This window comes from Gandjariella thermophila, assembly GCF_005405885.1.
Taxonomy (GTDB): Bacteria; Actinomycetota; Actinomycetes; order Mycobacteriales; family Pseudonocardiaceae; genus Gandjariella; species Gandjariella thermophila.
The window spans coordinates 13909-36901 of sequence record NZ_BJFL01000033.1 but is presented as its reverse complement, the minus strand read 5'-3'; the positions used below and the strand labels follow the sequence as shown (position 1 = coordinate 36901).

The following is a 22993-nucleotide window of genomic DNA, read 5'->3' as shown; positions in this document are numbered from 1 at the left end:
CCCCTCAGGCGCCGATCAGGCTCTGCCCGCACACCCGGACCACGTTGCCGTTCACGCCGGCCGAGGCCGGGTTGGCGAACCAGGCGACGGTCTCCGCCACGTCCACCGGCAGCCCGCCCTGGGACAGGCTGTTCGCTCGCCGGCCGAACTCGCGGATGGTCAGCGGGATGGCCGCGGTCATCCGGGTCTCGATGAACCCGGGCGCCACCGCGTTGATCGTCCCGGCCTGCTCGGCGAGCTTCGGCGCCAGCGCCCGCACCGTGCCGATCACACCGGCCTTCGAGGTGGCGTAGTTGCTCTGCCCCACGTTGCCGGCGATCCCGGACATCGAGGACACGCCGACGATCCGGCCGCCGGGGCGCAGCGTCTCGGTGGCCAGCAGCCGCTCGGTGATCCGCTCCTGGCTGGTCAGGTTGACGGCGAGCACCGCGTCCCACCGCTTCCGGTCCATCCGGCCGAGCGTCTTGTCCCGGGTGATGCCGGCGTTGTGCACCACCACGTCCACGCCGCCGTGCCGGGCGCGCAGTTCCTCGACCAGCCTCTCCGGGGCGTCCTCGGCGGTGATGTCGAGCAGCAGCGTCGAGCCGCCGACCCGCTCGGCGACCCTGGCGAGTTCCGCCTCCTGCGCGGGCACGTCCAGGCAGACCACGTGCGCCCCGTCCCGGCCGAGGACCTCGGCGATGGCCTCGCCGATCCCCCGGGACGCGCCGGTGACCAGGGCCACCTTCCCGTCGAGAGGCCGTTCCCATTCGGCCGGCTCGGTCACCTCGGCGGCGCCCACCCGGACCACCTGTCCGGACACGTACGCCGATTTCGCGGACAGCAGGAACCGCAGGGTGGACTCGACGGCGTGCTCCGCGCCGCGGGCCACGTAGCAGAGCTGGGCGGTGGCGCCGCGCCTGAGTTCCTTGCCGACCGTGCGGACGAAGCCCTCCAGCGCGCGCTGCGCGACGGCCTCGCCGGGCTCGGTGCAGTCCTCCGGCGGGGTTCCCAGCACCAGCACCCGGGCGCAGCTCCGCAGGTTGCGGATCACCGGGTGGAAGAACTCGTACAGCTCGGCCAGTTGCTCGCTGCCGCCGATGCCGGTGGCGTCGAAGACCAGCGCACCGAGGCGTTCTCCGGAGCCGGCTCCGGAGCCGGTGCGCACGTCGGCCTGTACCGCCTTGAGCACTGCGCCGACCGGGTCGACGAGCCGCCCGCCGGGTGCCCCACCGAGCAGCACCGGGCCGTCGACCACAGGCTGCCCGGGCTGGTAACGGCGCAGCGGGGTGGGGTTGGGCAGTCCGAGCCGGCGCACCAGGACGCCGCCGAGCCCGGAGTTGGCGAATCGCAGGTACCGATCTGTCATGTCCGCCTTCCCAGTCGTATCCTACTCGCCAGTAAGACTACTCGCGAGTAGGTAGGAGGACCAGATGGCGACGCACGGTCGTCCCGTGGCAGTCGTGGGCGGGAACCGCATTCCGTTCGCGCGTTCGAACGGCCCCTACGCGACGGCGTCCAACCAGGACATGCTCACCGCCGCGCTGGACGGCCTGGTTGACCGGTTCGGCCTGGCCGGGGAGCGGCTGGGCGAGGTCGCCGCCGGCGCGGTGCTCAAGCACAGCCGGGACTTCAACCTCACCAGGGAATGCGTGCTGGGCAGCCGGCTGGCGCCGGAAACCCCGGCCTACGACATCCAGCAGGCCTGCGGCACCGGTTTGCAGGCCATCCTGCAGGTGGCCAACAAGATCGCGCTCGGGCAGATCGAGGTCGGCGTGGCCGGCGGGGTGGACACCGCCAGCGACGCGCCGATCGGCGTCAACGAGCGGCTGCGCACCATCCTGCTGGAGCTCTACCGCGCGAGGACGCTGGGCGAGCGGCTGCGGGCGGCCGCCAAGCTGCGGCCGGGCCACATCGTGCCGGAGATCCCGCGCAACGGGGAGCCGCGCACCGGGCTGTCCATGGGCGAGCACGCCGCGATCACCGCGCTGGAATGGGGGATCGGCCGGGAGGAGCAGGACGAACTGGCCGCCGCCAGCCACCGCAACCTGGCCGCCGCCTACGACCGCGGCTTCTTCACCGACCTGCTGACGCCGTTCCGCGGCGTCGAGCGGGACACCAACCTGCGGCCGGACTCCACCGCGGAGAAGCTGGCGAAGCTCCGGCCGGTGTTCGGCAGCGGGCCGGAGGCGACCATGACCGCGGGCAACTCCACCCCGCTCACCGACGGCGCCGCGGTGGTGCTGCTGGCCAGCGACGAGTGGGCCGAGCAGCGCGGGCTCCCGGTGCTCGCCCACCTCACCCACAGCGAGACCGCGGCGGTGGACTTCGTGCACGGTGCGGAGTCCCGGGGAGGCAAGCGGGAGGGGCTGCTGATGGCCCCGGTCTACGCGGTGCCCCGGATGCTGGCCCGCGCCGGACTGTCCCTTTCGGACTTCGACCGCTACGAGATCCACGAGGCGTTCGCCTCGCAGGTGCTGGCCACCCTCAAGGCGTGGGAGGACCCGGCGTTCTGCAAGGGTCGGCTGGGCCTGGACGCCCCGCTCGGCGCGATCGACCGGGACAGGCTCAACGTCAACGGCTCCTCGCTGGCGGTGGGCCACCCGTTCGCGGCGACCGGCGGCCGGATCGTGGCCACCCTGGCCAAGCTGCTGCACGAGCGCGGCGGCGGCCGTGGTCTGATCTCCATCTGCGCCGCCGGCGGCCAGGGCGTCACCGCGATCCTCGAGGCATGATGCCCTCGGCCGGGTCGGCGACCTACGTTTCGGCTGGGAGCCCGACGAAGTCGGCCATGTGGTCGACGGCGTGGGCGAAGAACTCGTCGCTCGGGTCGACGTCGCCGACGAGTTGCCCGAACAGTTCGAAGCTGACCATGCCGAAGAGCTGCGTCCAGGCGATCAGCGCCCGGGCGAGCACCGGACCGGGTAGCTCCGGGGCGATCGCCGCGGCGAGCGTCTGGACCTGCGCGGAAAGCGGCTCGGACAGCGGCCGTTCGGGCGGGGCGGGCCGCACCGCCCCGGCCTGCCAGGCGTCCCGCAGCACCGCGACCAGGGCGAGCGCCACCCTGCTGGCCGGGGCGACGGTGTCCTCTGGTGCGCGGTAGCCGGGCACCGGGGAGCCGTAGATCAGGGCGTACTCGTACCGGTGCGCCCGCGCCCATTCCCGCACCGCGGTGGTGATCGCCCGCCACCGGCCACGGAAGTCCGCGGAGTCCACGGCGGCGGCCGCCGATTCGGCGGCCGCGCCGAGCGCGTCGTAGGCGTCGATGATCAGCGCGGTGAGCAGGTCGTCCCGGCTGGGGTAGTAGCGGTACAGCGCGGAGGACACCATCCCCAGCTCGCGGGCCACCGCGCGGAGGGACAGGCCGTCCGCCCCGGTGACCGCGAGCTGGCGCCGTGCCTCGTCCCTGATCTCCCGGGACAGTTCCGCCCTGGCCCGTTCGCGGGCCGTCCGGCTGGCGTTCATGCGCCGCAGTTTATCGGATCGCTGCTCGTTTTCGAGAGCAGTGCTCTTGACCCTCGACTATCTTCTCCCTGCTCGGCGAGAGCGGTGCTCTCGAATGAGAACAGATCGGCGGCGTGGGCCCGGACGCCCCGGACACCGAGTTGCGCCGCATCGCCCCCCACCACCCGGTATTCCGGATCACCGGGTGACCTGGGGCAGTTCCGCCACCCAGGAAAGGATCTGGTCGAGCGGCTCCCGCCAGCGCGTCTCGAGCATCAGGTCGTGCCCGAAGCCGCGGTGGAACACCGGTTCGGTGCCGTAGTAACGGGCGGTGCGGCGCACGTCCCCGGCCGGGACGAGCCGATCCTCGCCGGCGCCCACGACCAGGACGGGCGCCCCGCCCAGTGGCCGGCCCGGTGGTCCGTGCAGGATCATCTGGTACTGCGCCAGCGGCGACTCGTCGCCGAGGCCGGCCATGTGGCGGGTGGCGGTGTCCCCATCGAGCTGCGCGAACAGCCACTCCGGGCGGAGCGGGACGGTGCGGCCGGCGAGCCCGCGCAGCAGCGCGAGCGGGCCGTGCCGGCCGAGCGCGAGCGCGGAGCCGAGCCCGTGGTCCACCGCCACCGGGGCGACGAGCACCCCGCCCAGCGCCGGGTAGCGGGCCAGCGCCATGGCCACCACCAGGCCGCCCATCGAGTGTCCGATGAGGACCGGTTGGCGGGGCAGGGCGACGGCGGTCTGGATGACGTCGTGCACGTAGTCGCGCAGGGTGGCGCGGCGCAGCAGGTCCCGCCCGCCGCTGCCGCCGTGGCCGCGCAGGCTCACCGCGTGCGCGGGGAAACCGCGCTCGGCGGCGTGGCGCAGCCAGTGCTCGTCGAAGCAGGCCGCGGCGTGCCGCATGCCGTGCACGAACAGCAGCGGCGGCCGGCCGGTTTCGGTGTCCGGCAGCCGGCTGATCACCTCGCGCTCCACCGGCCGGGGCGGCAACGCCCACTCCAGCGGCCGGTAGGCCCTCACCTTGTGCACGCAGCCCTCCGGAGCCGGTTGATGGTGCGTTCCAGGCCACGCACGTAGTCGTGGTGGGCGATCTCGTAGTAGTGCCGGGTGGTGTCGGCGTAGTCGACGCCGGCGGTGTAGCGGTGGTCCAGCTTCCGCCGCGCGGTCTCCAGGAACTCCCGGACGGCGTGCGGTGCGCGCTCGCGGGCGCGGAGGAACTCCGCGATGGCCACCGTCTGCCAGTGCGCGATGGTGAACTGGCCGCTGTCCGGCTGGATCAGCCCGGCGACGAACAGGTTGTCGTGCCGCGGCGTGAACACGTGCTGGTACAGGTGGAAGCGGTCGCCGTCCCAGTTCAGCCGCTGCGGGTCGGCCAGGAAGTCCACAGTGGCCAGATAGCCGGTGCAGCACAGCACCATGTCCACCTCGTCCTCGCTGCCGTCGGCGAAGGTGACCCGGTAGCCGTCGAATCGCCGCACGTCGGGTTTTGGCGTGATGTCGCCGTGCCCGAGGTGGTAGACGAGCAGGCTGTTGACGATCGGGTGGGTCTCCAGGATGTCGTGGTCCGGCTCGGGCAGGCCGAACCGGGTGAGGTCGCCGACGGTGGCCCGCAGCGTGGCGCGGAACAGCCACTGCCGCAGCCGGCGCGGCACCCGCAGCCCGATGAGCAGGTCGTTCACCTGGTCGCTGGCCCGGCCGAAGGTGAACTTGGGGACGTACCAGTAGCCGCGGCGGGTGGAGTGCAGCGCCCGGTCGGCGTGCTGGGCTGCCTCCACGGCCACGTCGCACCCGGTGTTGCCGCCGCCGACCACCAGCACCCGCTTGCCGCGCAGCACATCCGGTCCCTTGTAGTGCATGGAGTGCAGCAGTTCCCCGGCGAACTCGCCGTCGTAACGCGGCCACTTGGGCTGCCAGTTGTGCCCGTTGGCGATCACCACGCCGGCGTAGTGCCGGGTCTCCTCGACGCCGTCCGCGGTGCGCACGGTGACCTGCCACGCCGCCGCGCCGTCCACCGGCCGCAGGTCGACCACCTCGTGGCCGAAGCGGATGTGCCGGAGCAGGTCGAAGTGTTCGGCGTAGCGGCGGAAGTAGGCGTGCAGTTGGCTGTGGTGCGGGTAGTCCGGCCAGCGGTCCGGCATCGGGAAGTCCGGGTACTGGGTGAACGGCTTGCTGGAGATGACGTGCGTGCTGGCGTACACCCGGCTGGTCGGCCCGCCGAAGTTCCAGTTCCCGCCGACGTCCTCGGCGCGTTCCAGGCACTCCACGTCGAAGCCGTACTGCCGGAGGTTCTTCACCGCGGCCAGCCCGCTGCTGCCGGCGCCGATCACGCAGTAGGTGGCCGTGCGGCCGGTCGGGTCACCACGCTCCGCCATGCCCGGAGGCTACGAGCGGGCGACCGGCGTCCACCTCGTGCCGGCGACCCAAGGTTGATCGGCGTCGCTGGTCCGAAAGAACGAAACCCGTTAACCGGTGGGAAGCACGGCGGAGCCCAGCCACCGGCACAGTGCCAGGGCGACCTCGAGGTCGAGACGGTTGGCGGCGATGTCGCGGCCGAGTAGTTCCTCGGCTTTGCGCACCCGGTACTGCACCGAGTTCTTGTGCATCACCAGCCGCGCCGCCGCCGCGGTGTAGCTGCTGCCCTCGGCCAGGAACACCCGCAGCGTCTCCCGCAACCGGGCGTGGTGGGCGTCGTCGGTGGCCAGCGCGCCGAGCGTGTCGGCCACCCACGCCCGCGCCGAGTCGATGTCGGAGACCATCAGGGCCACCGACCCGACCTCGGCGAAGCACATCACCGGGTCGCACTCCGGCCCGGCGGCCAGGCCGAGCGCCTGCACCCGCAGCGCCTGCCGGTGGGTGCGGCGGAACCCGGCCAGCTCCCGGCCGGGTTCGCCCACGGCGACCCGGATGCCGCCGCCGGTGTCGGCCACCGCCCGCTCGAACACCTCCCGCGCCGGCAGCGCCGGCTCGGCCAGCGGCAGCCACACCCACGCGCTGGCCTCGTCACACGGCACGAACAGCGGCGGGCCGGTGCAGCCGGCGGCCTCGGCGACCGCGGCGGCCAACCGCTCCAGCCCGGCGAGGGCGTCCTGGGGTTCGGGCCGCTCGGCCTGCCAGGCGACCAGGCCCAGATGCGTGCCGCGCAGCCGGTACCCGAGAGCGGCCTGGCCGGCGTCCACGTCCACCCCGTCGCCGTCCAGCACCGCCCGCACCCGCGCCGCGCGCACCGCGCTGCGGCCGCGCAGCCACCGGTCCCGCTCGTCCTCGTACGCCGTCACCACCTGCTTGGTGACCCGGTAGATGTAGCCGAAGCTCATGTCCACCAGGTGCCGCATCACCGCGGTCACCGTGGCGCGGTCCTCGATCTGCCGCTCGGCCTCGGCCAGCAGTCGCTCCACCACCGCGGTCTGCCCGATGTGGTAGGCGCGGATCAGGTCCACCACGGACACGCCGCGCTGGGCCAGCCGGCGGGCGTACTCGTTCGCGGCCGCGGGGGCCTCCGTCTCCTCGATGTCGATGCTGTGTTCCAGAATGGACATTGCCGTCTCCAGGTTCTGGAACACGCTGGAGGAGAGCAGGGCCATCATCCGCTCGTCGTCGCGCAGCGGGGGAATGTCGCGCTCGTACCGCTCGATCAGCTCGGCGGTCAGCTCCGCGGTGTTCTCCCGCAGCGTCACCGCGATCCGTGAGGTGTGTTGGAGGACAACGCCTTCGTCGACCACCCGGGGGAGCCTATCCCGACCGGGTGGGCCGCCGGGCGGCGCCGCTCCAGCCGCAGCGCGAAGCCCTCCGGCTTGAGCGTGAGCAGTTCGGCGACCCGCAGCCGGTAGGCCGGGTCGGACCGCAGGTGGTAACGGTGCAGCAGCAGGCCGAGCACCAGGGTGGCCTCGTGCACCGCGAACTGCCGCCCGATGCACGCCCGCTCCCCGGTGCCGAACGGCTTGTACGCGTGCGCCGGCCGCTGCCTGGCGCGGCCGGGGGCGAACCGGTCCGGGTCGAAGGCGTCCGGGTCCGGCCCCCACACCGCGGGATCCCGGTGCAGCCCGGGAATCAGCACGATCACCCAGTCACCCCGGCGCATCGGGTACCGGCCGCCGAGCACGGTGTCCTCCCTGGCCTCCCGGGAGAAGCCGGGGGCGGTCGGCCACAGCCGCAGCGCCTCGTCCAGCACCCTGCGCACGTAGCGGAGCTTGGTGACCTCCTTGAACGTCGGCTCGGGGTCGGCGACGTCGCCCCACATCTCGTCCACCTCGGCCTGCGCCCTCGCCAGCACCTCGGGGTGGTTGGCCAGGTAGTACAGCGCGAAGGACAGCGCGCCCGAGGTGGTCTCGTGCCCGGCGACCAGGAAGGTGATCACCTGCCGGCGGATGTTCACCGGATCCAGCGCCTCGCCGGTGTCCGGGTGAACCTGGTTCAGCATCAGCCCGAGCAGGTCTCTGGTGCTGGTGTCGCCGCTCGCCCGCCGCGCCGCGACCACCTCGTCCACCACCGCGTTCATCGATTCGACGTCGATGGCGTTCTGCCGGGCCGCCTCCCGCTCCCGCAGCCGCCCGATCACCGGCAGCCGGAAGTTCAGCTGCTGCGCGTAGCGGAGCACGCGGACCATCGCCGCCACGAACGGGTGCGGCTCGTCCCGCTGGAAGGAGCCGAACTCGTAACCGAACCCGGTGCGGCCGATGGTCTCCAGCGTCATCCGGGTCATGTCGGCGGCCACGTCCACCGGCGCGCCGCCCACCCGCGCGTCCCAGCAGCCGATCAGTTCGCGGGCCACGTCGAGCATGGTCTGGTGGTAGTCCCGCATGGCGGCCAGCGAGAAGGCGGGCTGCAGGATGTCGTGCGCCCGCCGCCAGTTCGGCTCCCAGTTGTACGCGGTGAACAGCCCGTCGCCGCCGATCATCCGCAGGTTCTCCACGCCCAGCCCGACGTGCTTGGCGAACCGGGACTCGTCGGCCAACTCGCCGACCAGCTCCGCGCCGGTCACGAAGACGATCTCCCGGCGGAGGAACTTGCGGCGGAAGATCGGCCCGAGGTCGTGGCCGAGCCGGATGGCGTCCTGCACCGGCGTGCGCGGGCTGACGCCGCGTACGTCGCCGAGCAGCGGGACGCGGCGGGGCGGGTGCGGAATGCCGGTGGTGTCCACGGGCCTCTCCCAACGTTATTGAACCCGTCTCCAATAGTGTCAGCATGCGGCCCCTGTTGAACCGATGTCAAGTAACATCGGGGATTGATGCGGACCAGGCTGAGCACCCAGGAACGTCGCGAGCAGTTGCTCGCGATCGGCACCGAGCTGTTCGCGTCCCGGCCGTACGACGAGGTGTGGATCGAGGAGGTCGCGGAGATCGCCCAGGTCTCCCGCGGCCTGCTGTACCACTACTTCGCCACCAAGCGGGACTTCTTCGCCGCCGTGGTGCGCAGCGAGGCCGACCAGCTGCTGCGGATCACCGAGCCGGACCCGTCGCTGCCGCTCACCGAGCAGCTGACCAGGGGCCTGGACGCCTACCTCGGTTACGTGGAGCAGCGGCGGGACGGGTACCGGGTGCTGCACCGCGCCGCGGTCGCGGTGGACGAGGGCATTCGCCGCATCTGCGAGGACAACATCGGCGTCCAGCAGCGACGCATCCTGGCCGCGCTCAGCCGGGAAATGGAGGTCACCCCGGCCACCGGCATCGCCGTGCGCGGCTGGCTGACCTTCGTGGTCGGCGTCTGCCTCGACTGGCTGGAACGCCGCTCGATCCCGCGCGAGGAACTCCGCGACATGTGCGCCCGCACCCTGCTCGCCGCGGTCAACCTGGACCCGGAAACCGGCACGGTGCGTGAACCCCGTCGCTGAACCGCGTTCCCCTTGTCCCACCAGTAGGCGGGAAAACGCTCATCGCCGCGCGATCTCCGGGGAATGACCGCATGCTGGGGCAATGGTTGAGCCACAGGCACAGGCACGCCGGGTTCGCACCCGGGTCCCCTCCATGATCGAGCGTTCCTGGGACGCCGCGGTCACCGCCGTCGAGGCGGTGCCCGGTGGTCGCATCGCGGTGAGCCTGCCCCGGCAGGCGCTGGACGCGGTCGGCCGGGTGTCGCCGGGCACCCGCCGCGCCGCGGCCAACGCCAGCGCCGGGCTGCTCGGCGTGGTCCGCGTCCTGGAACGGTCGGTGGCGACCGCCGTCGCCGGGGTCGCCTGGATCGCGCAGCAGAGCCGTAGTTCCAACGGCTCGTCCCGGAGCACGGCGACGGCGCGGCCCAGCATCCTCCCGGCCGCGGCGCCCGCCACCCGCTCGTCCCCGGCTGCCCGGTCGTCGGCGCGGCCGTCCACCACCGGCACCAAGGCCGGCCCGCGCCGGGCGACATCCGGTGCCACGCGGAGCCAGGCGGCGTCCCGCCAGCCGAAGCCGGCCACCCGCCGGAGCAAGCCGGCGGCCGGGGCCACCAAGGCGTCCCGCAGCGGCGGGAAGGCCTCCACCACGACGGCCCGCCGCGGCAAGGGATAGGCCGTAGGGTGCCGGCCATGACGCAACGAAGGATCATGGCCCTGGCCATCGCCGCGCTCGCCGCCGTGACCGTCGCGCCCCTCGCGGCGCCTGCCGCGTCCGCCGCCCCGGACCCGGCCGCAGCCGGGTTATCCCGGGTGTGAATGTCCGAAGTCGTCTGCACGGGTGAGCTGGGCGCGGCCCGGTCGCGCCGGTCGGCCGGTGGTGTCCCGCCGGAGGTCACCGGGCTGTTGGAGCAGGTGCAGATCGACCACACCCCGGTGGACGTGATCGTGGTGGGCGAGCGGCACCGGCTGCCGATCGGCCGCCCGTACGTCACAGCTGGTTCGACGTGTGCAGCCGGTGCGTGGTCGGCCTGGTGGTCACGCTGGAGGCGCCGTCGGCGACCTCGGTCGGGCTGTGTCTGGCGCACGCCGCGACCGACAAGCGGGCGCCTGGCTGGAACGGCTCGATGTGGACGTGATGTGGCGATACGACTTCACGCATCACGCCAGTGCCAGGCGACTTCGGACGCTGGCACCTGCCGAGGGCACTTGGCTGTGCCCGCGCTCACGAGGACTGTTAGAGACGGCGGGGCGGCCTGCGGAGGGCGAGGGTGATACCGACAGCGACGGGGAGCGTGGCGAGCAACTCGAAGGTCGTTATGGGTTCACCGAGCAGTAGATGGCCGAGGGCGATGCCGAGGAGCGGCGGCATGAACTGCGCAAGACTGGCAGCGGTAGGCCCGACCCAACGGATCAGGCCTAGCCACAGTGTCATACCCAGTACCGAAGCACCAACCCCTAGGAACAGCAGCGTGCCGGCCAGTTGCCAGCCGAGGTGAAGGGTGTGCATCCGCGCAGTGAGCAGCGCCGGCACGAATAGGAACGCTCCACCGATGATCGCCTGCCATCCGGTGGCTGTCGCCGCGTCCACGCCGCGGGTGAGTCGGGGTGTGAGGAGGGTGCCTGTGGCCAATGCGAGTACAGCCACGACGCCCAGCAACACGCCTTCCGGGCGGTCGGCTCCGTTGAGCCGGCTCAGTGAGGTGGCCGCGATGCCGGCGAAGCCGAGGGCTAACCCGATCGTCCGGGTTGCGGTGAGCTTGTCCTGGCCGAGTGCGGCTGCAGTGCAGACCACTAGCAGGGGAGTGCTCGCGGAGAGGATGGCGGCGGTGCCGGCGGAGATGGAGGGCAGGGCATACGCCATCAGCCCGAGGTAGGCGGCGTTGTTGAGCATGCCGAGCAGGGCGAGCCGGCCCAGCACTCTCCGGGTTGGTCGGCCGGCGCGGGGCGCGGCCGCGGCAAGCAGAACGCCCCCTGCCATGATGCAGCGCGCTGACACCACGACCGGTGGCGGCGCCCACCGCAACGCAGCCTTTGTCGCAACGAAGGCCCCGGCCCAGATCAGCGCCCAGAACACGGCGCCGGCCAGCACCGCGGGAGATGCTGGTGCGGCCGGCGCCGTGCCCGGGCGAGTGGGCAATCCGGACGTCATGCTGGCTGCGCAGCCGCCACGTCCCGGCCTACCAGCCGCTTGGTTTTGGCGTCAACGCGGTGCAGGAAGCGCTCTATGTCGATGATGTGGCGGCCGTGCCGCCCCGAGGCGGCGACGTCCCCGTCCTCGTCGCGTGCCTCGACGTCCCACTCGATGTAGTTGTCCTCGATCTTGGTGCAGCAGGCGGTGACGATGAGCTTGGCGCCCGGCGGGGTCGGCGCGGTGTGGCTGATGTCGACCCGGGTGCCCACACTGCCTTCACCGTCCTCCAAGTACGGTCGCAGAGCGAGGATGGCGCTCCACTCAAGCAGACCGACCATGAAGCCGGTCGCGAACACCTCGGGCATTCGCTGGTAATCCTCCGACTCGGGATAAAGGTGGCGAATGGTCTTCGTGGCCGGCACCACGAACTCCAGCGTCTGCACATCCCCAACGGAAAGACCGGTCCTCATCCCATGATCCCTTCTCGTTCCTGCTGCTCGTCCCATGGCGGCACCACGGCGTGGTAACGGCCGAGTGCGATCTCCGCGATGCGCTTGCGGTTGACCTCCGATGTGCCCGACGGTGACAGCGTCATCAGCGCGTCGTTGACCAGTTGCACCGCACCGATCTCCGGATGTACTCCGCGCGCGCCCAGCAGACGTGTCGCCGCCAGCGCGGCATCCACCGCTGTCTCGCTGGCCAACAGCTTGCCAACGATCAAACCGAGGTCGTGGGTCCGTCGAGCGTCCAGCCGGGACGCGGCGTGGTAGAGGCTCGGTGTCGGCGCTCACCCCCTCGCGGGATGCCTCGACCACAAATGCGGTCAGGCTTCGCGAGTCACCCTCGGTGCCAGTGCGAGCGATAACGCCGTGCAGACTGGCAAGGTTCGAATTGCCGATAAACCATTTGCGTCCCGACAGTTCCCAACCGCCGTCAACCTTCCGGGCCTGGGTTTCCATGCCCAGCAGGTGCGAACCCGACTCGGGCTCGGTCATGCAGATGGTCATCACGTCTTGGCCCGAACTGAGCCCCGGAAGCCACCGGGCACGCTGCTCCCGACTGCCGAACTCACTCAGCAGGCCGGTACCTAACGCGGCCGCGCTCAGGGTGGCTCCCACGGCAGGGCGCAGGCGTGCGGCCTCCTCGATCGCCACCACGCGCGCAAGGTGGCCCTGCCCCAGTCCGCCCCACCGCTGCGGGATGGCCATACCGATCCACCGCAGGCGGCCCAACTCGCGCAGGACCGCCCGCCGCGCGGTCAGGTCGAGCTCCTCACCGTCCGGGAAGCCCCCGAGCACCTGCGTCAGGGTGTCGCGCACGCACGCCCGCGTCTGCTCGGCAAGGTCCAGAAAGTCCTGTGTGGACACGGTCTGATCAGTCAAGGTCCCCCCTCAGTCATCCCCCATGGTCAACCTCCATAGTTCACGATCCCGTGAACTATGGAGGGACACTAGTCACACGATCAGTGGCCTGTCAGCTACTAAGTGGCACGCCTTACAGTCGTGGCAGCGAGGCCGCGAATAGACGTGATGGCAGGAATGGACCACGAACAAGCAGCCAAGGCCGTGGCGGAACTCGCCCGGCAGCTCAGCTCACCCGCTCGGGTGCGCATCCTCACCCTGCTGGCAACCGAGGGACCCATCCGGGTCAGCGAGATAGCTGCCGCCTTGGACATGAGGGTCACGACCCTGTCGAACCACCTCTCGCGGCTGCGTCAGACAGGTGTGGTCACCGTGTCCCGCGAGGGGCGCCACGCCACCTATCACCTGGCATCGGCCCGCACCCAGGAGCTTCTCGGAGAACTCCACGCCGCGGTCGGCACGAGCTTGACGATCCGCCACATCGGCGACAAGATCGACCAAAACTTGATCAATGCCCGGTCCTGCTACGACCATCTCGCCGGCAAGATCGGCGTGCAACTCTTCGAGCGGCTCCTTGCACACCGGGCCATCGACGCGAACCAGGAGACCATCGCACTCGGCCCACACGCAGAGCAGACATTCATCGCCCTCGGCGTCGGACTCACCGCCCTCGATTCGCGACGCCGCAAGCTCGCGTTCGCCTGCCCCGACTGGATCGAGCAGCGCCACCACCTCGGCGGAGCACTCGGCGCAGCCGTACTCGCCTCCCTACTCGACCGCAACTGGCTCCGTCCCCTGCCCAACACCCGCGCACTGCAGATCACTCAAGCCGGCCGGAAAGGCCTAGCCCACGTACTGGGCATCCCTGGATGACACGCACGCCCGATGCCGAGTTACTCACCTCTCCGCTAGTCCCAAGGCCGTGTAGTCAGCGGCAGGCCCCCGCCGTCGAGGCCGACACCCTCGCCATCCCCGGAAGGAAACGCGGCGAGTCCCGTACGAGCCGGTGATCAGACCCTGGCGGAGATCAAGACGCTGGACTGCGGCACCCGCCGCCCGGCCGACCCGGCGCATGACTCGTTCGTCGGTACGCAGCAGCCGGTGCCTGGCACCCGTATCCCCACGCTGGACGAGGTGTACGCGCTCACCGAGCGGGCGCACGCGACCGCGGTGCACCTCAACGTCGAGACGAAGATCGATCCGACGCAGCCGGCGCAGACGGTGGACCCGGACACCTTCACCCGGAAGGTGACCGAGGTGATCGAGCGGCACCACGCGGTGTGGCGGACCACGCTGCAGAGCTTCGACTGGCGCACCCTGCGGATCTCCGAGCGGCTGACGCCCCGGCTCAGGCGGGTGGCGCTGATCGACGCGTCCACCGCGCAGGTGGGCCAGCCGGGGCCGTCGCCGTGGCTCGCCGGCATCGACGTGGACGACTACCACGGCGACGTCCCCGCGGCCGCCCGCGCGGTGCACGCCCAGATCCTCTCCCCGGATCAGGCGCTGGTCACCGAGGATCTGGTGCGGGAGTCGCACCGGCTCGGTCTGCCGGTGGTGCCGTGGACGGTCGAGGACCCGGCGGCGATGAACGCCCTGATCGACGCGGGCGTCGACGGCATCATCACCGACTACCCGGACCGGCTGCGGCGGGTCATGGCCGACCGGCACATGCCGCTGCCCCGGCCCTACCCGGCGACACCCTGACCCGTCCCCGTTCCGCCGGCGCGACCGGTTCAGCCGATGTCGCGCCGGCGGAACCCGGCCAGCCCGACCACGACCAGCGCGGCGGCGACCAGCACCAGACAGACCAGCGGCGTCGCGGATAGCTCACCCCCAGGCAGCCGGGGCACGTGGGTGAACGGCGAGAGGTCCATCGCCCACTGGTCCAGCCGGAACACCGGCCCCAGCACGCCCAGCAGCAGGAACGCCACCAGTGCCACCCAGCCGGCCACCACCAGCCGCGGGGCCAAGCCGAACGCGGCCACCACGACACCCGTCACCACCCATGCCGCCGGCGCGTGCACCAGCGCGCCAAGCAGGACCCGACCGACCTGCCCGGCGTCGTGCGTGCCGGCCGCGTGCGCCAGCCCCGCGCCGAGACCGGCGCCGGCGAGCAGCACGGCCGTGCCGGCCAGCGCGACGGTGAGGTGGCTGCCGGCCCAGGCCAGCCGCCGCACCGGGGTGGCGAGCAGCGGCTCGGCGCGCAGCGCGGTCTCCTCGGTGCGCAGCCGCAGCGCCGCCTGCACCCCGAACGCCGCCGCGAGCACGCCGACGAAGCCCAGCTCGGTGGCCATGAACGCGTCGGTGAGCGCGTGCTCGCCGCCCAGCCTGCTGATCATCTCCCGGGCCTGCGGGCTGGTCACCAGCCGGCCCACCCCGGAGGCCACGTTCCCGAACACCACGCCGAGCAGGACGAACCCGGCGGTCCAGCCGAGCAGCGAACCGCGCTGCAGCCGCCAGGCCAGCGCCAGCGGGCCGCGCAGGCTCGGCGCGGTGGTCGGCCGCCCCGGCCGGTCCGGCAGCAGGCCGCCGCCGTGATCCCGGCGGAGCACCAGCGCGTACGCGGCCGCGGTCAGCACCGCGGCGAACCCGGCCGGCAGCAGCAGCACCCACCAGCGGTCCCCGGCGTACGGGCGCACCTGCTGGCCCCAGCCGACCGGGGACAGCCACGACAACCAGCCCGGCCCGCTGCCGCTGGCCGCCGACGTGTCGCCGATGGCCCGCAGCACGTAGGCCGCGCCCAGCACGGCGCAGGCCGTACCGATCGCCGCCCGGCCGCTCTCGGTGACCTGCGCGGCCACCGCCGCCACCGCGGCGAACGCGATGCCCACCCCGGCCCAGGCCAGCCCGAACGCCGCCGAGCTCGGCGCGGGCAGCCCGGCCGCGACCAGGCTCGCCGCGGTGACCAGGCCGAGCACGACGTTCGCCGCCACGGCCACCAGCAGCGCGGCGGCGAGCGGCGCGTGCCGGCCGACCACCGTCGCGCCGACGAGTTCCAGCCGGCCGGCCTCCTCCTCGGCCCGGGTGTGCCGGACAACCACGACCACCGACAGCACCGCCACCAGCGCCGCGCCGAAGGCGATCATCTTGATCAGCGCGACCGCGCCCAGCGAGGTCGGGTCGTACACCAGGCCGTACAGCGCGACCAGGGACGGCGTGTCGTTGATGCTCGCCGCGGCCTGCGCGCGGGACGCGGCGGTGGGGTAGATGCCGACCGTCGCCCCGGCCGACCCCGCCGCCATGAGCACGAACACCGCGAGCCACGCGGGCAGCAGCACCCGGTCACGGCGCAGCGCCAGCCGCACCAGCGAACCGGTACCCACCAGGGCGCTCATTGGGCCACCCCCGCCCCGTCGTCCTGGTGGTGGGGGTCGTCCTGGTAGTGGCGCAGGAACAGCTCCTCCAGCGTCGGCGGCTGGCTGACCAGGCTGCGCACGCCGGTCCTGGCCAGGTGCGCCAGCACACCGTCCAAAGCGGACGTGTCCACCTCGCAGCGCACCCGGTCGCCGTCCACCCGGACGCCGTGCACACCGGGCAGCGTGGCCAGCCCGTCCGGCGGGCCGGCCAGCTCGGCGGAGATCGACGTGCGGGTGAGGTGGCGCAGTTCGGCCAGGGTGCCGCTCTCCACGGTGCGGCCGCCGCGGATGATGCTCACCCGGTCGCACAGCGCCTCCACCTCGGCGAGGATGTGGCTGGACAGCAGCACGGTGCGGCCGGTGCGTCGCTCCTCGGTGATGCAGTCCCGGAACACCGCCTCCATCAGTGGGTCCAGGCCCGAGGTCGGCTCGTCCAGGATGAGCAGTTCCGCGTCCGAGGCCAGCGCGGCGACCAGGGCGACCTTCTGCCGGTTGCCCTTGGAGTAGGCGCGGCCCTTCCTCCTGGGGTCCAGCTCGAAACGGTCCAGCAACTCGGCCCGGCGGCGCGGGTTCAGCCCGCCGCGCAGCCGGCCGAGCAGGTCGATCACCTCGCCGCCGGTGAGGTTCGGCCACAGCGTCACGTCGCCGGGGACGTAGGCGAGCCGGCGGTGCAGCGTGGTCACGTCCCGCCACGGGTCGCCGCCGAGCAGCTGGACCTGCCCGGCGTCCGCGCGCAGCAGGCCCAGCAGGATCCGGATGGTGGTCGACTTGCCGGCCCCGTTCGGGCCGAGGAAGCCGTGCACCTCGCCGGTGTTGACGGTCAGGTCGAGGCCGTCGAGCGCGTGGGTCCGGCCGAAGGACTTGTGCAGGCCGGACACCGAGATCGCAGTCGCCATGCCGGCGAAGCTACACGTGTTTCACAAACGTGTGAAGTTAAGGAACCGTATAAACTTGGTGGCGAGGGTGGACAGGCGAGAGGATCAGGTGGTGACCAGCGAGGACCCCACACCACAGCGCGACCAGCAGGCCGTCCAGCGGTTCATCGAGCGGTTCGCCTCGGTGCTGGTAGAGGCCGGGGTGCCGCGCATGCCGGCGCGGGTGTTCGTGGCCCTGCTCGCCACCGACTCCGGGCGGCTCACCGCCGCCGAACTGGCCGACGTGCTCCAGGTCAGCCCGGCCGCCATCTCCGGAGCGGTGCGCTACCTGTCTCAGGTCAACCTGGTCAGCCGGCAGCGCGAGCCGGGCTCCCGCCGCGACCACTACCACGTCTACGACGACGCCTGGTACGAGGCGGTGGTGCGCCGGGAACGGATGATGGACCGGTGGAACGCCGTCATGCGCGAGGGCGTCGACACGCTGGGCCGGGACACCCCCGCCGGCACCCGCCTCGCCGAGTCCGTCGCGTTCTTCGAGTTCGTCCAGGAAGAACTACCCGACATGCTCGAACGCTGGCGCAAGCGCAAGGCCGAACTCCGCGACGACCCGAGTGCCGGTGACTCACCAACGCGCGGTTAGCGTCCGCGCCGTGGTCAGCGGACGTCATGTGACGGCCGGACACAGCGATTGGCGGCCATTCCGCGGTCGCCGCATGACCGAAGGTGTATGAGATGGCCCGCATCGATGTCAAACAGGGCGGGATCGTGATGGCTCTCCGAGGCCCTCACCGCCCTGGCCGCCGCCAGGGCGGTGAGGGCCTCGGAGAGTGTGCCGTGCATGTCGCGGACGGTGCGGGACGGCAGCCGGGTCGTGTCCACCTCGACAGCGCCGGCGGCGTGTGATCCGTAGACGTGAAGCGCGCGAAGGCGGCCAGCCGCGACATGCACGCCGACGATGGCGGCGGCCATGCCCGAAGCACTGGGAACCGCCCACCACTGCCACTGATCAGGCGCCGGGTTGAGGTCGGCGAGTTCCGGGACATGGCGCAGTACCAGGGGAGCGGGAACGTACCCGGATCGAAGGTCTCCACGGTGGCAGCCGTTCACATGTGGTCCTCTGCGTCAGCTTGGCCGGCGACGACGTGGCCATCGATCACCGCAGCGTCCGAGTCGCGGGCGATTGCACGGAGTTCCCGGCCCAGTGCGACGAGATGGTCGGCAAGGGCGATCTGCCGTTCATAGGGCATCTCCTCACCGGCGAGTTCCACGGTGAGCGCGCCGATCTCATGGACCAGATGCCGGAAATGGACGAGGAATTCCCGGAGCTCGCGGCGCATCGCGGCTCCGTCAGTCCCGGCCGGCGCGGTGGCGTCGCCGGAACCATCGGCGCAGCCGTGCCCGCTGACTGATCCGCCACGGGCAGTGGTGCGGGAAGACCAGATGAATCACCCAGGCGAGCCCGATCCCGGCCGCCAGCGCCACCGAGTCGGCGATGGCGTGGACGAGGAGCCGGTGGTACGTCACCGGACCACCCCCGAAAAGTGACCGGTGGACGGCGGGCCAGTGCCGCGGCGCGGCCGCGCGTTGGGGCCGTGCGGTTCTTGATCAATCACGCCCGCGACGCTATGAACCCGCCGTGCCACGGGTTTGCGCGGAACGCAAAGTCACCCGGTCGGGGCGAGACCCATCCGATACGCCAGGCCACGCAACTCCCGTCCGGCCGCGTCGCGGCGAGCGGCGGGAAGCAGGCCGGACACGGCCTCTCGCGCGAACACGTTGTTTCTCACGAACTGCGGCGCGATGCGTTCAGCCCGCATCAGGTTCTGGATTCCGCGCTCGCGAGTCCGGCGTTCGCTGGCCAGAGAACGGCCGAGGTCCATGTAGTACGTCGCCTGCCAGGATCGAAGCGGGATGGTCTCCGGACGCAGGTCATGGGCGTACTCGGCTACCCTCGCGCCCTCTCCGAGTTCGGTGGCCAGCGATACCCGCCAAAGCCCCACGTTGACAGCGCCGAAGTACAGGCCCGCAAAGTTCTCGCCTTGGCCGGGAAGCCGGTTGGCGAGGTCGGCGGCTTCGGCGAGGTGGTCCCGCGTCCGCTCGGCGTCGCCCTGCGCCGCGGATGCCAATGCCGCGTTGAGGTGCAGAGTGCCGGTCACCTGCGTCACTGAGGGGGTCGACAGGCTGCCACTGATCTGGTCGATGGTGCGCGTGGACAACGCGTACTGGTGTGATCGGTGGTGCTGTCCGCCCATGATGCCCCGCAGATACGTGGCGAAGCCGATCCATTCTGGGGCGGCAAGATGCTCGGCACAGACCTGCGCCAGGCGAGCAGCCAACATCGGCAGGCCCCGGGCGCCGAGGTTCTTGCCTACCGACGCGGCGGCTCGGTAGGCATACACCAGGCCTTCCAGGGCGTCTCGGCGGTGCTCCGGGGCTCGAACGTAGGCGGCGTGCAACTCGGCTAGTAGGCCCGGAAGCACCTTTCCCTGAGCCGCGTAGTCCGCTTGGGCGCGGAGTTCTTCGTTCAGATGTGAGACGGCGGCCGCAAGCTCTGGCCATGGTCGCATGGGGACGCCTGGATCGGTGCCCAGGTCGTAGGCATCCAGGGCGGTCTCCACAGCCGCAATGCTGGCGTGTGCTTCGTTGGACAACGGATCAACCGGCGCAAACGGCTGTCCAGTCAGCTCAGTCGGGGAGACACGCAGCGCGTTGGCCAGGGCTTCGAGGGTGCGACGTTTCGTGACCGGGCGTTCGCCACGTTCGATGCGCGAGAGGTGGCCGATCGAGATGCCGGACAGGCCGGCGACGACGCTCAAGGACAGGCGGCGCCAGTGCCGGATCTCCCGCAGCCGCCGACCGATCTCATGTCCCTCGTCCATGGCTCCGCCTCCCCGCCACGGGACCGCTGATCTCCACGGTACCGGCGATCGACGATCACCACGTCGAGGTTGTCACCGCGCCGACAACTCGGCGCCGATGCCGTGGACGTGGTTGTCGTCCGGCTGGCATTGTGTCACCGTCACGAACCGGCCGAACACACTCGGTGTCAATGGGGGGGGTGGATGCCGGACTTGGTGGTGGACTTCGCCGAACTGCAGGCGGCGGAGTCGACGCTGCGCACCACGGTGCGCGAGATCGACGCCCGCCTGGCCTACCTGGCCGACCGGCTCACGTGGTTGACCGAGGTGTGGCAGGGGGAGGCCGCCGAAGGATTTCGGGAGGCGCATCGGCGCTGGCAGGAGGCCGCGAGGGATCTGCAGGAGCGGCTGGCCGAGTTACACCGCTTCCTCGTCACCGCCCACGGCAACCACGCTACCGCCGTGCGGACCAACACCCGAATCTGGCGGGTATAGCGGCGATGTCCACGCCCCTGGTCGCCGCGCCCGAGCCGGGGCCGGCCACCCCGGTCCGGGTGCGTCCCGACGACTACCACCACGTGGCGCAGCGCTTCTCCAACGCGCAGGGCGAGACCTACGTGGTCATGCGCGGCCTGCTCCAGGTGCTCAGGGACAACGTGGGCGCAGCCGGGTGTGACGATGCGGCACATCGGTTCAACGACTCGTACCAGTCCGCAGCGCGGCAGGTGGTCAGCGCCTTCGCCACGCTTCACCACCTACTCGGCGGGATCGCTCGCGGTCTGGACACCTCGGCGGGCAATCACTGGCAGGCCGATGCCGAGTCGACTCCTGGGAGCGCCGAGTCGCCGACCTGGAGCCCGGTGGTCACCAACGATGCCGTCAACGTACCGGACGTGCCCACGCTCGTGGGTCCGGGTGAGTCGTGGATACCCGCTGTCCTGCAGCGCTACTGGCCCAGCGGCGATCGCGACAGACTCTACGCGCTCAGCCGCGCCTTCGACTCCGCGAAGCAGTCGCTGGAGGAGATGGCGACCGACCTCCACAACCACCTCAAGACGTTGGCGGCCAACAATTGCTCCGAGGACCTGGATGCCCTGGAGGAATTCTGGAACCGCGTCGGTGGCCAAGCCGACTCGGCGATCCTCTCGGCCCTGCCGCGCGCTCTCGACGCCATCAGCAGGGCACTCGCCGACTACAGCGAGAAGATCCAGCAGACGCACGAGCAGATGCTCGACGCTGTCAAGGAAGTTGCCGTCGAGGTGCTGGGCGCGGCGGCCCTGGCGATCGTCGGTGAGCTACTGACCGGCGGGTTGGCCTCGCTGTTCGCCGGCCCCGGCGGTGAACTCGTCCTCAGCCGCGTCACCGCCCGCCTTGCCGCTGTCGCCGGCCAGTTACTCACCGCCCTCGGCGGCTCGATCGCCATCGCCGGGACTGCCGAGGCCGCAGCCGGCCTCGCCATGGCGATCAGCAGTACCCCGGACCCCAACATCGAAGCCACCGAAGCCGCGCGGGTGGCCGACTCAACGAACGAACCGCCAGGGGGACAACGCCTCAGGGATCTCGATCCCGACACCCGGCAGATGGTGGATGAGACGATTCAACGCGCCAAGGATGGTAAGGCGATATTTCAGAAGCACGATGGCAAGATCTTCGACAACTATGACAGGGTGACAGGAACCCATCCCTTGCCGGACGAACCTGCCGGCTACTACAGGGAGTGGACAGTCGCACGACCGGGGATGAAGCGTGGCGCACATCGGATCATCATCGGTGGTGATCCCGCCAACCCGGACGTCATCTACTACTGGGATCACGGAGTCGAATACATTAGGATCTACCCATGAGCTACCCAGCGACACTTTCGTCGATATTCGAGGACGAGATCGTGGCAGCGCATGTCGGGGTGGGGCGTGCGCTCGCGCAGCATGTGCTCGAAGTCGCGCGGGCATCGGGTTATGACTGCCACCAACTGCACCTCGTCGACGTGCATACTCCCGCTGAGTACTATGCTCTGCTTGGCCGTGAGTTCCAGTTTCCGACTCCGGTAGTGAACGATCACGGCGCCATTGACTGGATGTCCGATCTGGAGTGGCTAGGCCAATATCCAGGGCACGTCGTCGTTGTCGACGGGCTTGCCGATCTCCGGTCGCACAATCCAAACATCTTTGGTGCGCTGGTGTACATGTTCCCTCATGTCCTTGATCGAATGAGGAGTGGTGACGAGCGGTATCACGTCTTTTTCGTCGAATCGGATCCCCTTCTGGTGAAAAGCATCATCGACGAACTTGAGCAGGCCAACGCTATACTGTCGGCCGATTCGGAAGTTGGCTCGTGCATCAATCCGTCGAATCCTGTGCCCATTGTCGATCATCGTCGAGGTCGGCGTAGTAACGCGCACGCATGATGAGTCGCCGACTGGTGCCGGGCGGACACGTAGCTGAACTGCACCATGCGACAGAGCTGAAGCGTGGCTGTTCAGTCTGCTGTTGTATGCGGCTGAATGGCGGACGTGTCCACCTCGCAGCGCACCCGGTCGCCGTCCACCCGGACGCCGTGCACCTCGCCGGTGTTGACGGTCAGGTCGAGGCCGTCGAGCGCGTGGGTCCGGCCGAAGGACTTGTGCAGGCCGGACACCGAGATCGCAGTCGCCATGCCGGCGAAGCTACACGTGTTTCACAAACGTGTGAAGTTAAGGAACCGTATAAACTTGGTGGCGAGGGTGGACAGGCGAGAGGATCAGGTGGTGACCAGCGAGGACCCCACACCACAGCGCGACCAGCAGGCCGTCCAGCGGTTCATCGAGCGGTTCGCCTCGGTGCTGGTAGAGGCCGGGGTGCCGCGCATGCCGGCGCGGGTGTTCGTGGCCCTGCTCGCCACCGACTCCGGGCGGCTCACCGCCGCCGAACTGGCCGACGTGCTCCAGGTCAGCCCGGCCGCCATCTCCGGAGCGGTGCGCTACCTGTCTCAGGTCAACCTGGTCAGCCGGCAGCGCGAGCCGGGCTCCCGCCGCGACCACTACCACGTCTACGACGACGCCTGGTACGAGGCGGTGGTGCGCCGGGAACGGATGATGGACCGGTGGAACGCCGTCATGCGCGAGGGCGTCGACACGCTGGGCCGGGACACCCCCGCCGGCACCCGCCTCGCCGAGTCCGTCGCGTTCTTCGAGTTCGTCCAGGAAGAACT

At 70.8% G+C, this 22993-nt stretch carries 24 protein-coding genes and 5 pseudogenes; 12 read left to right on the top strand and 17 right to left on the bottom strand.

Annotation, left to right across the window (positions count from 1 at the left end; all coding sequences use genetic code 11):
- Positions 1 to 4: 4 nt before the first annotated feature.
- Entirely contained in the window at positions 5 to 1348 is a 1344-nt protein-coding gene (locus tag FFT21_RS23220) for a 3-oxoacyl-ACP reductase (protein ID WP_137816055.1), read from the bottom strand.
- Positions 1349 to 1412: 64 nt separating this feature from the next.
- On the opposite strand from FFT21_RS23220, the gene FFT21_RS23215 reads away from it, so the two are divergent.
- Positions 1413 to 2714: an acetyl-CoA C-acetyltransferase gene (locus tag FFT21_RS23215; protein WP_137816054.1), complete on the top strand. Its 1302-nt coding sequence runs from the start codon at positions 1413 to 1415 to the stop codon at positions 2712 to 2714.
- A 22-nt stretch (positions 2715 to 2736) separates the two neighbouring features.
- On the opposite strand, the gene FFT21_RS23210 is transcribed toward FFT21_RS23215, so the two are convergent.
- From FFT21_RS23210 to FFT21_RS23185, 5 genes are all read right to left on the bottom strand, one after another.
- A complete protein-coding gene (locus tag FFT21_RS23210; protein ID WP_137816053.1) occupies positions 2737 to 3444 on the bottom strand; it encodes a TetR/AcrR family transcriptional regulator in 708 nt (235 codons plus the stop codon).
- Between the two features lie 177 nt (positions 3445 to 3621).
- Positions 3622 to 4449 (bottom strand): alpha/beta hydrolase, encoded by an 828-nt coding sequence (locus tag FFT21_RS23200; RefSeq protein WP_137816052.1) that lies wholly within the window; start codon positions 4447 to 4449, stop codon positions 3622 to 3624.
- Positions 4437 to 5792, bottom strand: a complete 1356-nt coding sequence (locus tag FFT21_RS23195; protein WP_137816051.1) for a flavin-containing monooxygenase — start codon at positions 5790 to 5792, stop codon at positions 4437 to 4439. The genes FFT21_RS23200 and FFT21_RS23195 overlap by 13 nt, the downstream gene beginning before the upstream one ends.
- Before the next feature lie 90 nt (positions 5793 to 5882).
- Positions 5883 to 7139: a PucR family transcriptional regulator gene (locus tag FFT21_RS23190; RefSeq protein WP_137816050.1), complete on the bottom strand. Its 1257-nt coding sequence runs from the start codon at positions 7137 to 7139 to the stop codon at positions 5883 to 5885.
- Positions 7091 to 8557 (bottom strand): cytochrome P450, encoded by a 1467-nt coding sequence (locus FFT21_RS23185; RefSeq protein WP_137816049.1) that lies wholly within the window; start codon positions 8555 to 8557, stop codon positions 7091 to 7093. The genes FFT21_RS23190 and FFT21_RS23185 overlap by 49 nt, the downstream gene beginning before the upstream one ends.
- 87 nt (positions 8558 to 8644) lie before the next feature.
- Between FFT21_RS23185 and FFT21_RS23180 the strand changes: the two genes are divergently transcribed.
- The 4 genes from FFT21_RS23180 (at position 8645) to FFT21_RS30925 (ending at position 10362) form a co-directional block, all read left to right on the top strand.
- Entirely contained in the window at positions 8645 to 9247 is a 603-nt protein-coding gene (locus FFT21_RS23180) for a TetR/AcrR family transcriptional regulator (protein ID WP_137816048.1), read from the top strand.
- A gap of 133 nt (positions 9248 to 9380) precedes the next feature.
- Complete coding sequence (locus tag FFT21_RS28930; RefSeq protein ID WP_153816573.1) at positions 9381 to 9899, top strand: hypothetical protein; 519 nt, start codon at positions 9381 to 9383, stop codon at positions 9897 to 9899.
- Positions 9900 to 9916: 17 nt separating this feature from the next.
- Positions 9917 to 10042, top strand: a complete 126-nt coding sequence (locus tag FFT21_RS30395) for a hypothetical protein (RefSeq protein WP_264081670.1) — start codon at positions 9917 to 9919, stop codon at positions 10040 to 10042.
- Between the two features lie 188 nt (positions 10043 to 10230).
- Entirely contained in the window at positions 10231 to 10362 is a 132-nt protein-coding gene (locus FFT21_RS30925; RefSeq protein WP_264081669.1) for a hypothetical protein, read from the top strand.
- Between the two features lie 98 nt (positions 10363 to 10460).
- Here the strand turns inward: FFT21_RS30925 and FFT21_RS23165 are convergent, their stop codons facing one another.
- From FFT21_RS23165 to FFT21_RS30750, 4 genes and pseudogenes are all read right to left on the bottom strand, one after another.
- Positions 10461 to 11315: a DMT family transporter gene (locus FFT21_RS23165; protein WP_192909701.1), complete on the bottom strand. Its 855-nt coding sequence runs from the start codon at positions 11313 to 11315 to the stop codon at positions 10461 to 10463.
- A gap of 56 nt (positions 11316 to 11371) precedes the next feature.
- Positions 11372 to 11716, bottom strand: a pseudogene (locus FFT21_RS29940) (thioesterase family protein); the annotation flags it as partial.
- 107 nt (positions 11717 to 11823) lie between these two features.
- Positions 11824 to 12117 (bottom strand): annotated as a pseudogene (locus tag FFT21_RS29935) (acyl-CoA dehydrogenase family protein); the annotation flags it as partial.
- Positions 12118 to 12148: 31 nt separating this feature from the next.
- Positions 12149 to 12676 (bottom strand): annotated as a pseudogene (locus tag FFT21_RS30750) (acyl-CoA dehydrogenase family protein); the annotation flags it as partial.
- Between the two features lie 219 nt (positions 12677 to 12895).
- Between FFT21_RS30750 and FFT21_RS23155 the strand changes: the two are divergent.
- Both FFT21_RS23155 and FFT21_RS23150 read left to right on the top strand, forming a co-directional pair.
- Positions 12896 to 13591: an ArsR/SmtB family transcription factor gene (locus FFT21_RS23155; RefSeq protein WP_192909700.1), complete on the top strand. Its 696-nt coding sequence runs from the start codon at positions 12896 to 12898 to the stop codon at positions 13589 to 13591.
- 138 nt (positions 13592 to 13729) lie between these two features.
- Positions 13730 to 14422 (top strand): annotated as a pseudogene (locus FFT21_RS23150) (glycerophosphodiester phosphodiesterase family protein); the annotation flags it as partial.
- A 29-nt stretch (positions 14423 to 14451) separates the two neighbouring features.
- Here the strand turns inward: FFT21_RS23150 and FFT21_RS23145 are convergent.
- Positions 14452 to 16053: an ABC transporter permease gene (locus tag FFT21_RS23145; protein ID WP_137816043.1), complete on the bottom strand. Its 1602-nt coding sequence runs from the start codon at positions 16051 to 16053 to the stop codon at positions 14452 to 14454.
- The gene (locus FFT21_RS23140) at positions 16050 to 16970 is read right to left on the bottom strand and encodes an ABC transporter ATP-binding protein (protein ID WP_137816042.1); all 921 of its coding nucleotides are present in this window, start codon (positions 16968 to 16970) and stop codon (positions 16050 to 16052) included. Before FFT21_RS23140 ends, FFT21_RS23145 begins: the two co-directional genes overlap by 4 nt.
- A gap of 91 nt (positions 16971 to 17061) precedes the next feature.
- Here FFT21_RS23140 and FFT21_RS23135 point away from each other — a divergent pair, with 91 nt between their 5' ends.
- Positions 17062 to 17589, top strand: coding sequence for a GbsR/MarR family transcriptional regulator (locus FFT21_RS23135; protein WP_225978669.1), 528 nt, complete (start codon positions 17062 to 17064; stop codon positions 17587 to 17589).
- A 14-nt stretch (positions 17590 to 17603) separates the two neighbouring features.
- On the opposite strand, the gene FFT21_RS23130 is transcribed toward FFT21_RS23135, so the two are convergent.
- The 4 genes from FFT21_RS23130 to FFT21_RS23120 all read right to left on the bottom strand — a co-directional run bounded on the left by FFT21_RS23130 (position 17604) and on the right by FFT21_RS23120 (position 19828).
- Positions 17604 to 17918 carry a hypothetical protein gene (locus FFT21_RS23130; RefSeq protein ID WP_137816040.1) on the bottom strand — a complete coding sequence of 105 codons (315 nt, stop codon included), beginning with the start codon at positions 17916 to 17918 and terminating at the stop codon, positions 17604 to 17606.
- A 134-nt stretch (positions 17919 to 18052) separates the two neighbouring features.
- Positions 18053 to 18286, bottom strand: coding sequence for a hypothetical protein (locus FFT21_RS23125; protein ID WP_137816039.1), 234 nt, complete (start codon positions 18284 to 18286; stop codon positions 18053 to 18055).
- 10 nt (positions 18287 to 18296) lie between these two features.
- A complete protein-coding gene (locus FFT21_RS28925) occupies positions 18297 to 18473 on the bottom strand; it encodes a hypothetical protein (RefSeq protein ID WP_153816572.1) in 177 nt (58 codons plus the stop codon).
- A gap of 140 nt (positions 18474 to 18613) precedes the next feature.
- Positions 18614 to 19828 carry a helix-turn-helix domain-containing protein gene (locus tag FFT21_RS23120; protein WP_137816038.1) on the bottom strand — a complete coding sequence of 405 codons (1215 nt, stop codon included), beginning with the start codon at positions 19826 to 19828 and terminating at the stop codon, positions 18614 to 18616.
- 183 nt (positions 19829 to 20011) lie between these two features.
- Here FFT21_RS23120 and FFT21_RS23115 point away from each other — a divergent pair, with 183 nt between their 5' ends.
- Genes FFT21_RS23115 through FFT21_RS23105 form a run of 3 tightly spaced genes read left to right on the top strand, consistent with a single transcriptional unit; the run spans position 20012 to position 22211 of the window.
- Positions 20012 to 20302, top strand: coding sequence for a WXG100 family type VII secretion target (locus FFT21_RS23115; RefSeq protein ID WP_137816037.1), 291 nt, complete (start codon positions 20012 to 20014; stop codon positions 20300 to 20302).
- A gap of 5 nt (positions 20303 to 20307) precedes the next feature.
- The gene (locus tag FFT21_RS29925) at positions 20308 to 21651 is read left to right on the top strand and encodes a ribonuclease domain-containing protein (protein WP_225978668.1); all 1344 of its coding nucleotides are present in this window, start codon (positions 20308 to 20310) and stop codon (positions 21649 to 21651) included.
- A complete protein-coding gene (locus FFT21_RS23105; protein WP_137816036.1) occupies positions 21648 to 22211 on the top strand; it encodes a barstar family protein in 564 nt (187 codons plus the stop codon). The genes FFT21_RS29925 and FFT21_RS23105 overlap by 4 nt, the downstream gene beginning before the upstream one ends.
- Positions 22212 to 22357: 146 nt before the next feature.
- Here the strand turns inward: FFT21_RS23105 and FFT21_RS23100 are convergent.
- A pseudogene (locus FFT21_RS23100) lies at positions 22358 to 22459 on the bottom strand (ABC transporter ATP-binding protein); the annotation flags it as partial.
- 91 nt (positions 22460 to 22550) lie between these two features.
- Between FFT21_RS23100 and FFT21_RS23095 the strand changes: the two are divergent.
- The coding region (locus FFT21_RS23095; RefSeq protein WP_225978667.1) for a GbsR/MarR family transcriptional regulator at positions 22551 to 22993 on the top strand (443 nt) is incomplete at its 3' end.

Excerpts from the sequence above, each read along its gene's own strand:
- FFT21_RS23220 (WP_137816055.1), bottom strand. The coding sequence starts at position 1,348 with ATGACAGATCGGTACCTGCGATTCGCCAACTCCGGGCTCGGCGGCGTC.
- FFT21_RS23215 (WP_137816054.1), top strand. The coding sequence starts at position 1,413 with ATGGCGACGCACGGTCGTCCCGTGGCAGTCGTGGGCGGGAACCGCATT.
- FFT21_RS23210 (WP_137816053.1), bottom strand. The coding sequence starts at position 3,444 with ATGAACGCCAGCCGGACGGCCCGCGAACGGGCCAGGGCGGAACTGTCC.
- FFT21_RS23195 (WP_137816051.1), bottom strand. The coding sequence starts at position 5,792 with ATGGCGGAGCGTGGTGACCCGACCGGCCGCACGGCCACCTACTGCGTG.
- FFT21_RS23180 (WP_137816048.1), top strand. The coding sequence starts at position 8,645 with ATGCGGACCAGGCTGAGCACCCAGGAACGTCGCGAGCAGTTGCTCGCG.
- FFT21_RS28930 (WP_153816573.1), top strand. The coding sequence starts at position 9,381 with ATGATCGAGCGTTCCTGGGACGCCGCGGTCACCGCCGTCGAGGCGGTG.
- FFT21_RS30395 (WP_264081670.1), top strand. The coding sequence starts at position 9,917 with ATGACGCAACGAAGGATCATGGCCCTGGCCATCGCCGCGCTCGCCGCC.
- FFT21_RS23155 (WP_192909700.1), top strand. The coding sequence starts at position 12,896 with ATGGACCACGAACAAGCAGCCAAGGCCGTGGCGGAACTCGCCCGGCAG.
- FFT21_RS23145 (WP_137816043.1), bottom strand. The coding sequence starts at position 16,053 with ATGAGCGCCCTGGTGGGTACCGGTTCGCTGGTGCGGCTGGCGCTGCGC.
- FFT21_RS23140 (WP_137816042.1), bottom strand. The coding sequence starts at position 16,970 with ATGGCGACTGCGATCTCGGTGTCCGGCCTGCACAAGTCCTTCGGCCGG.
- FFT21_RS23130 (WP_137816040.1), bottom strand. The coding sequence starts at position 17,918 with ATGGCCGCCGCCATCGTCGGCGTGCATGTCGCGGCTGGCCGCCTTCGC.
- FFT21_RS23125 (WP_137816039.1), bottom strand. The coding sequence starts at position 18,286 with ATGCGCCGCGAGCTCCGGGAATTCCTCGTCCATTTCCGGCATCTGGTC.
- FFT21_RS23120 (WP_137816038.1), bottom strand. The coding sequence starts at position 19,828 with ATGGACGAGGGACATGAGATCGGTCGGCGGCTGCGGGAGATCCGGCAC.
- FFT21_RS23115 (WP_137816037.1), top strand. The coding sequence starts at position 20,012 with ATGCCGGACTTGGTGGTGGACTTCGCCGAACTGCAGGCGGCGGAGTCG.
- FFT21_RS29925 (WP_225978668.1), top strand. The coding sequence starts at position 20,308 with ATGTCCACGCCCCTGGTCGCCGCGCCCGAGCCGGGGCCGGCCACCCCG.
- FFT21_RS23105 (WP_137816036.1), top strand. The coding sequence starts at position 21,648 with ATGAGCTACCCAGCGACACTTTCGTCGATATTCGAGGACGAGATCGTG.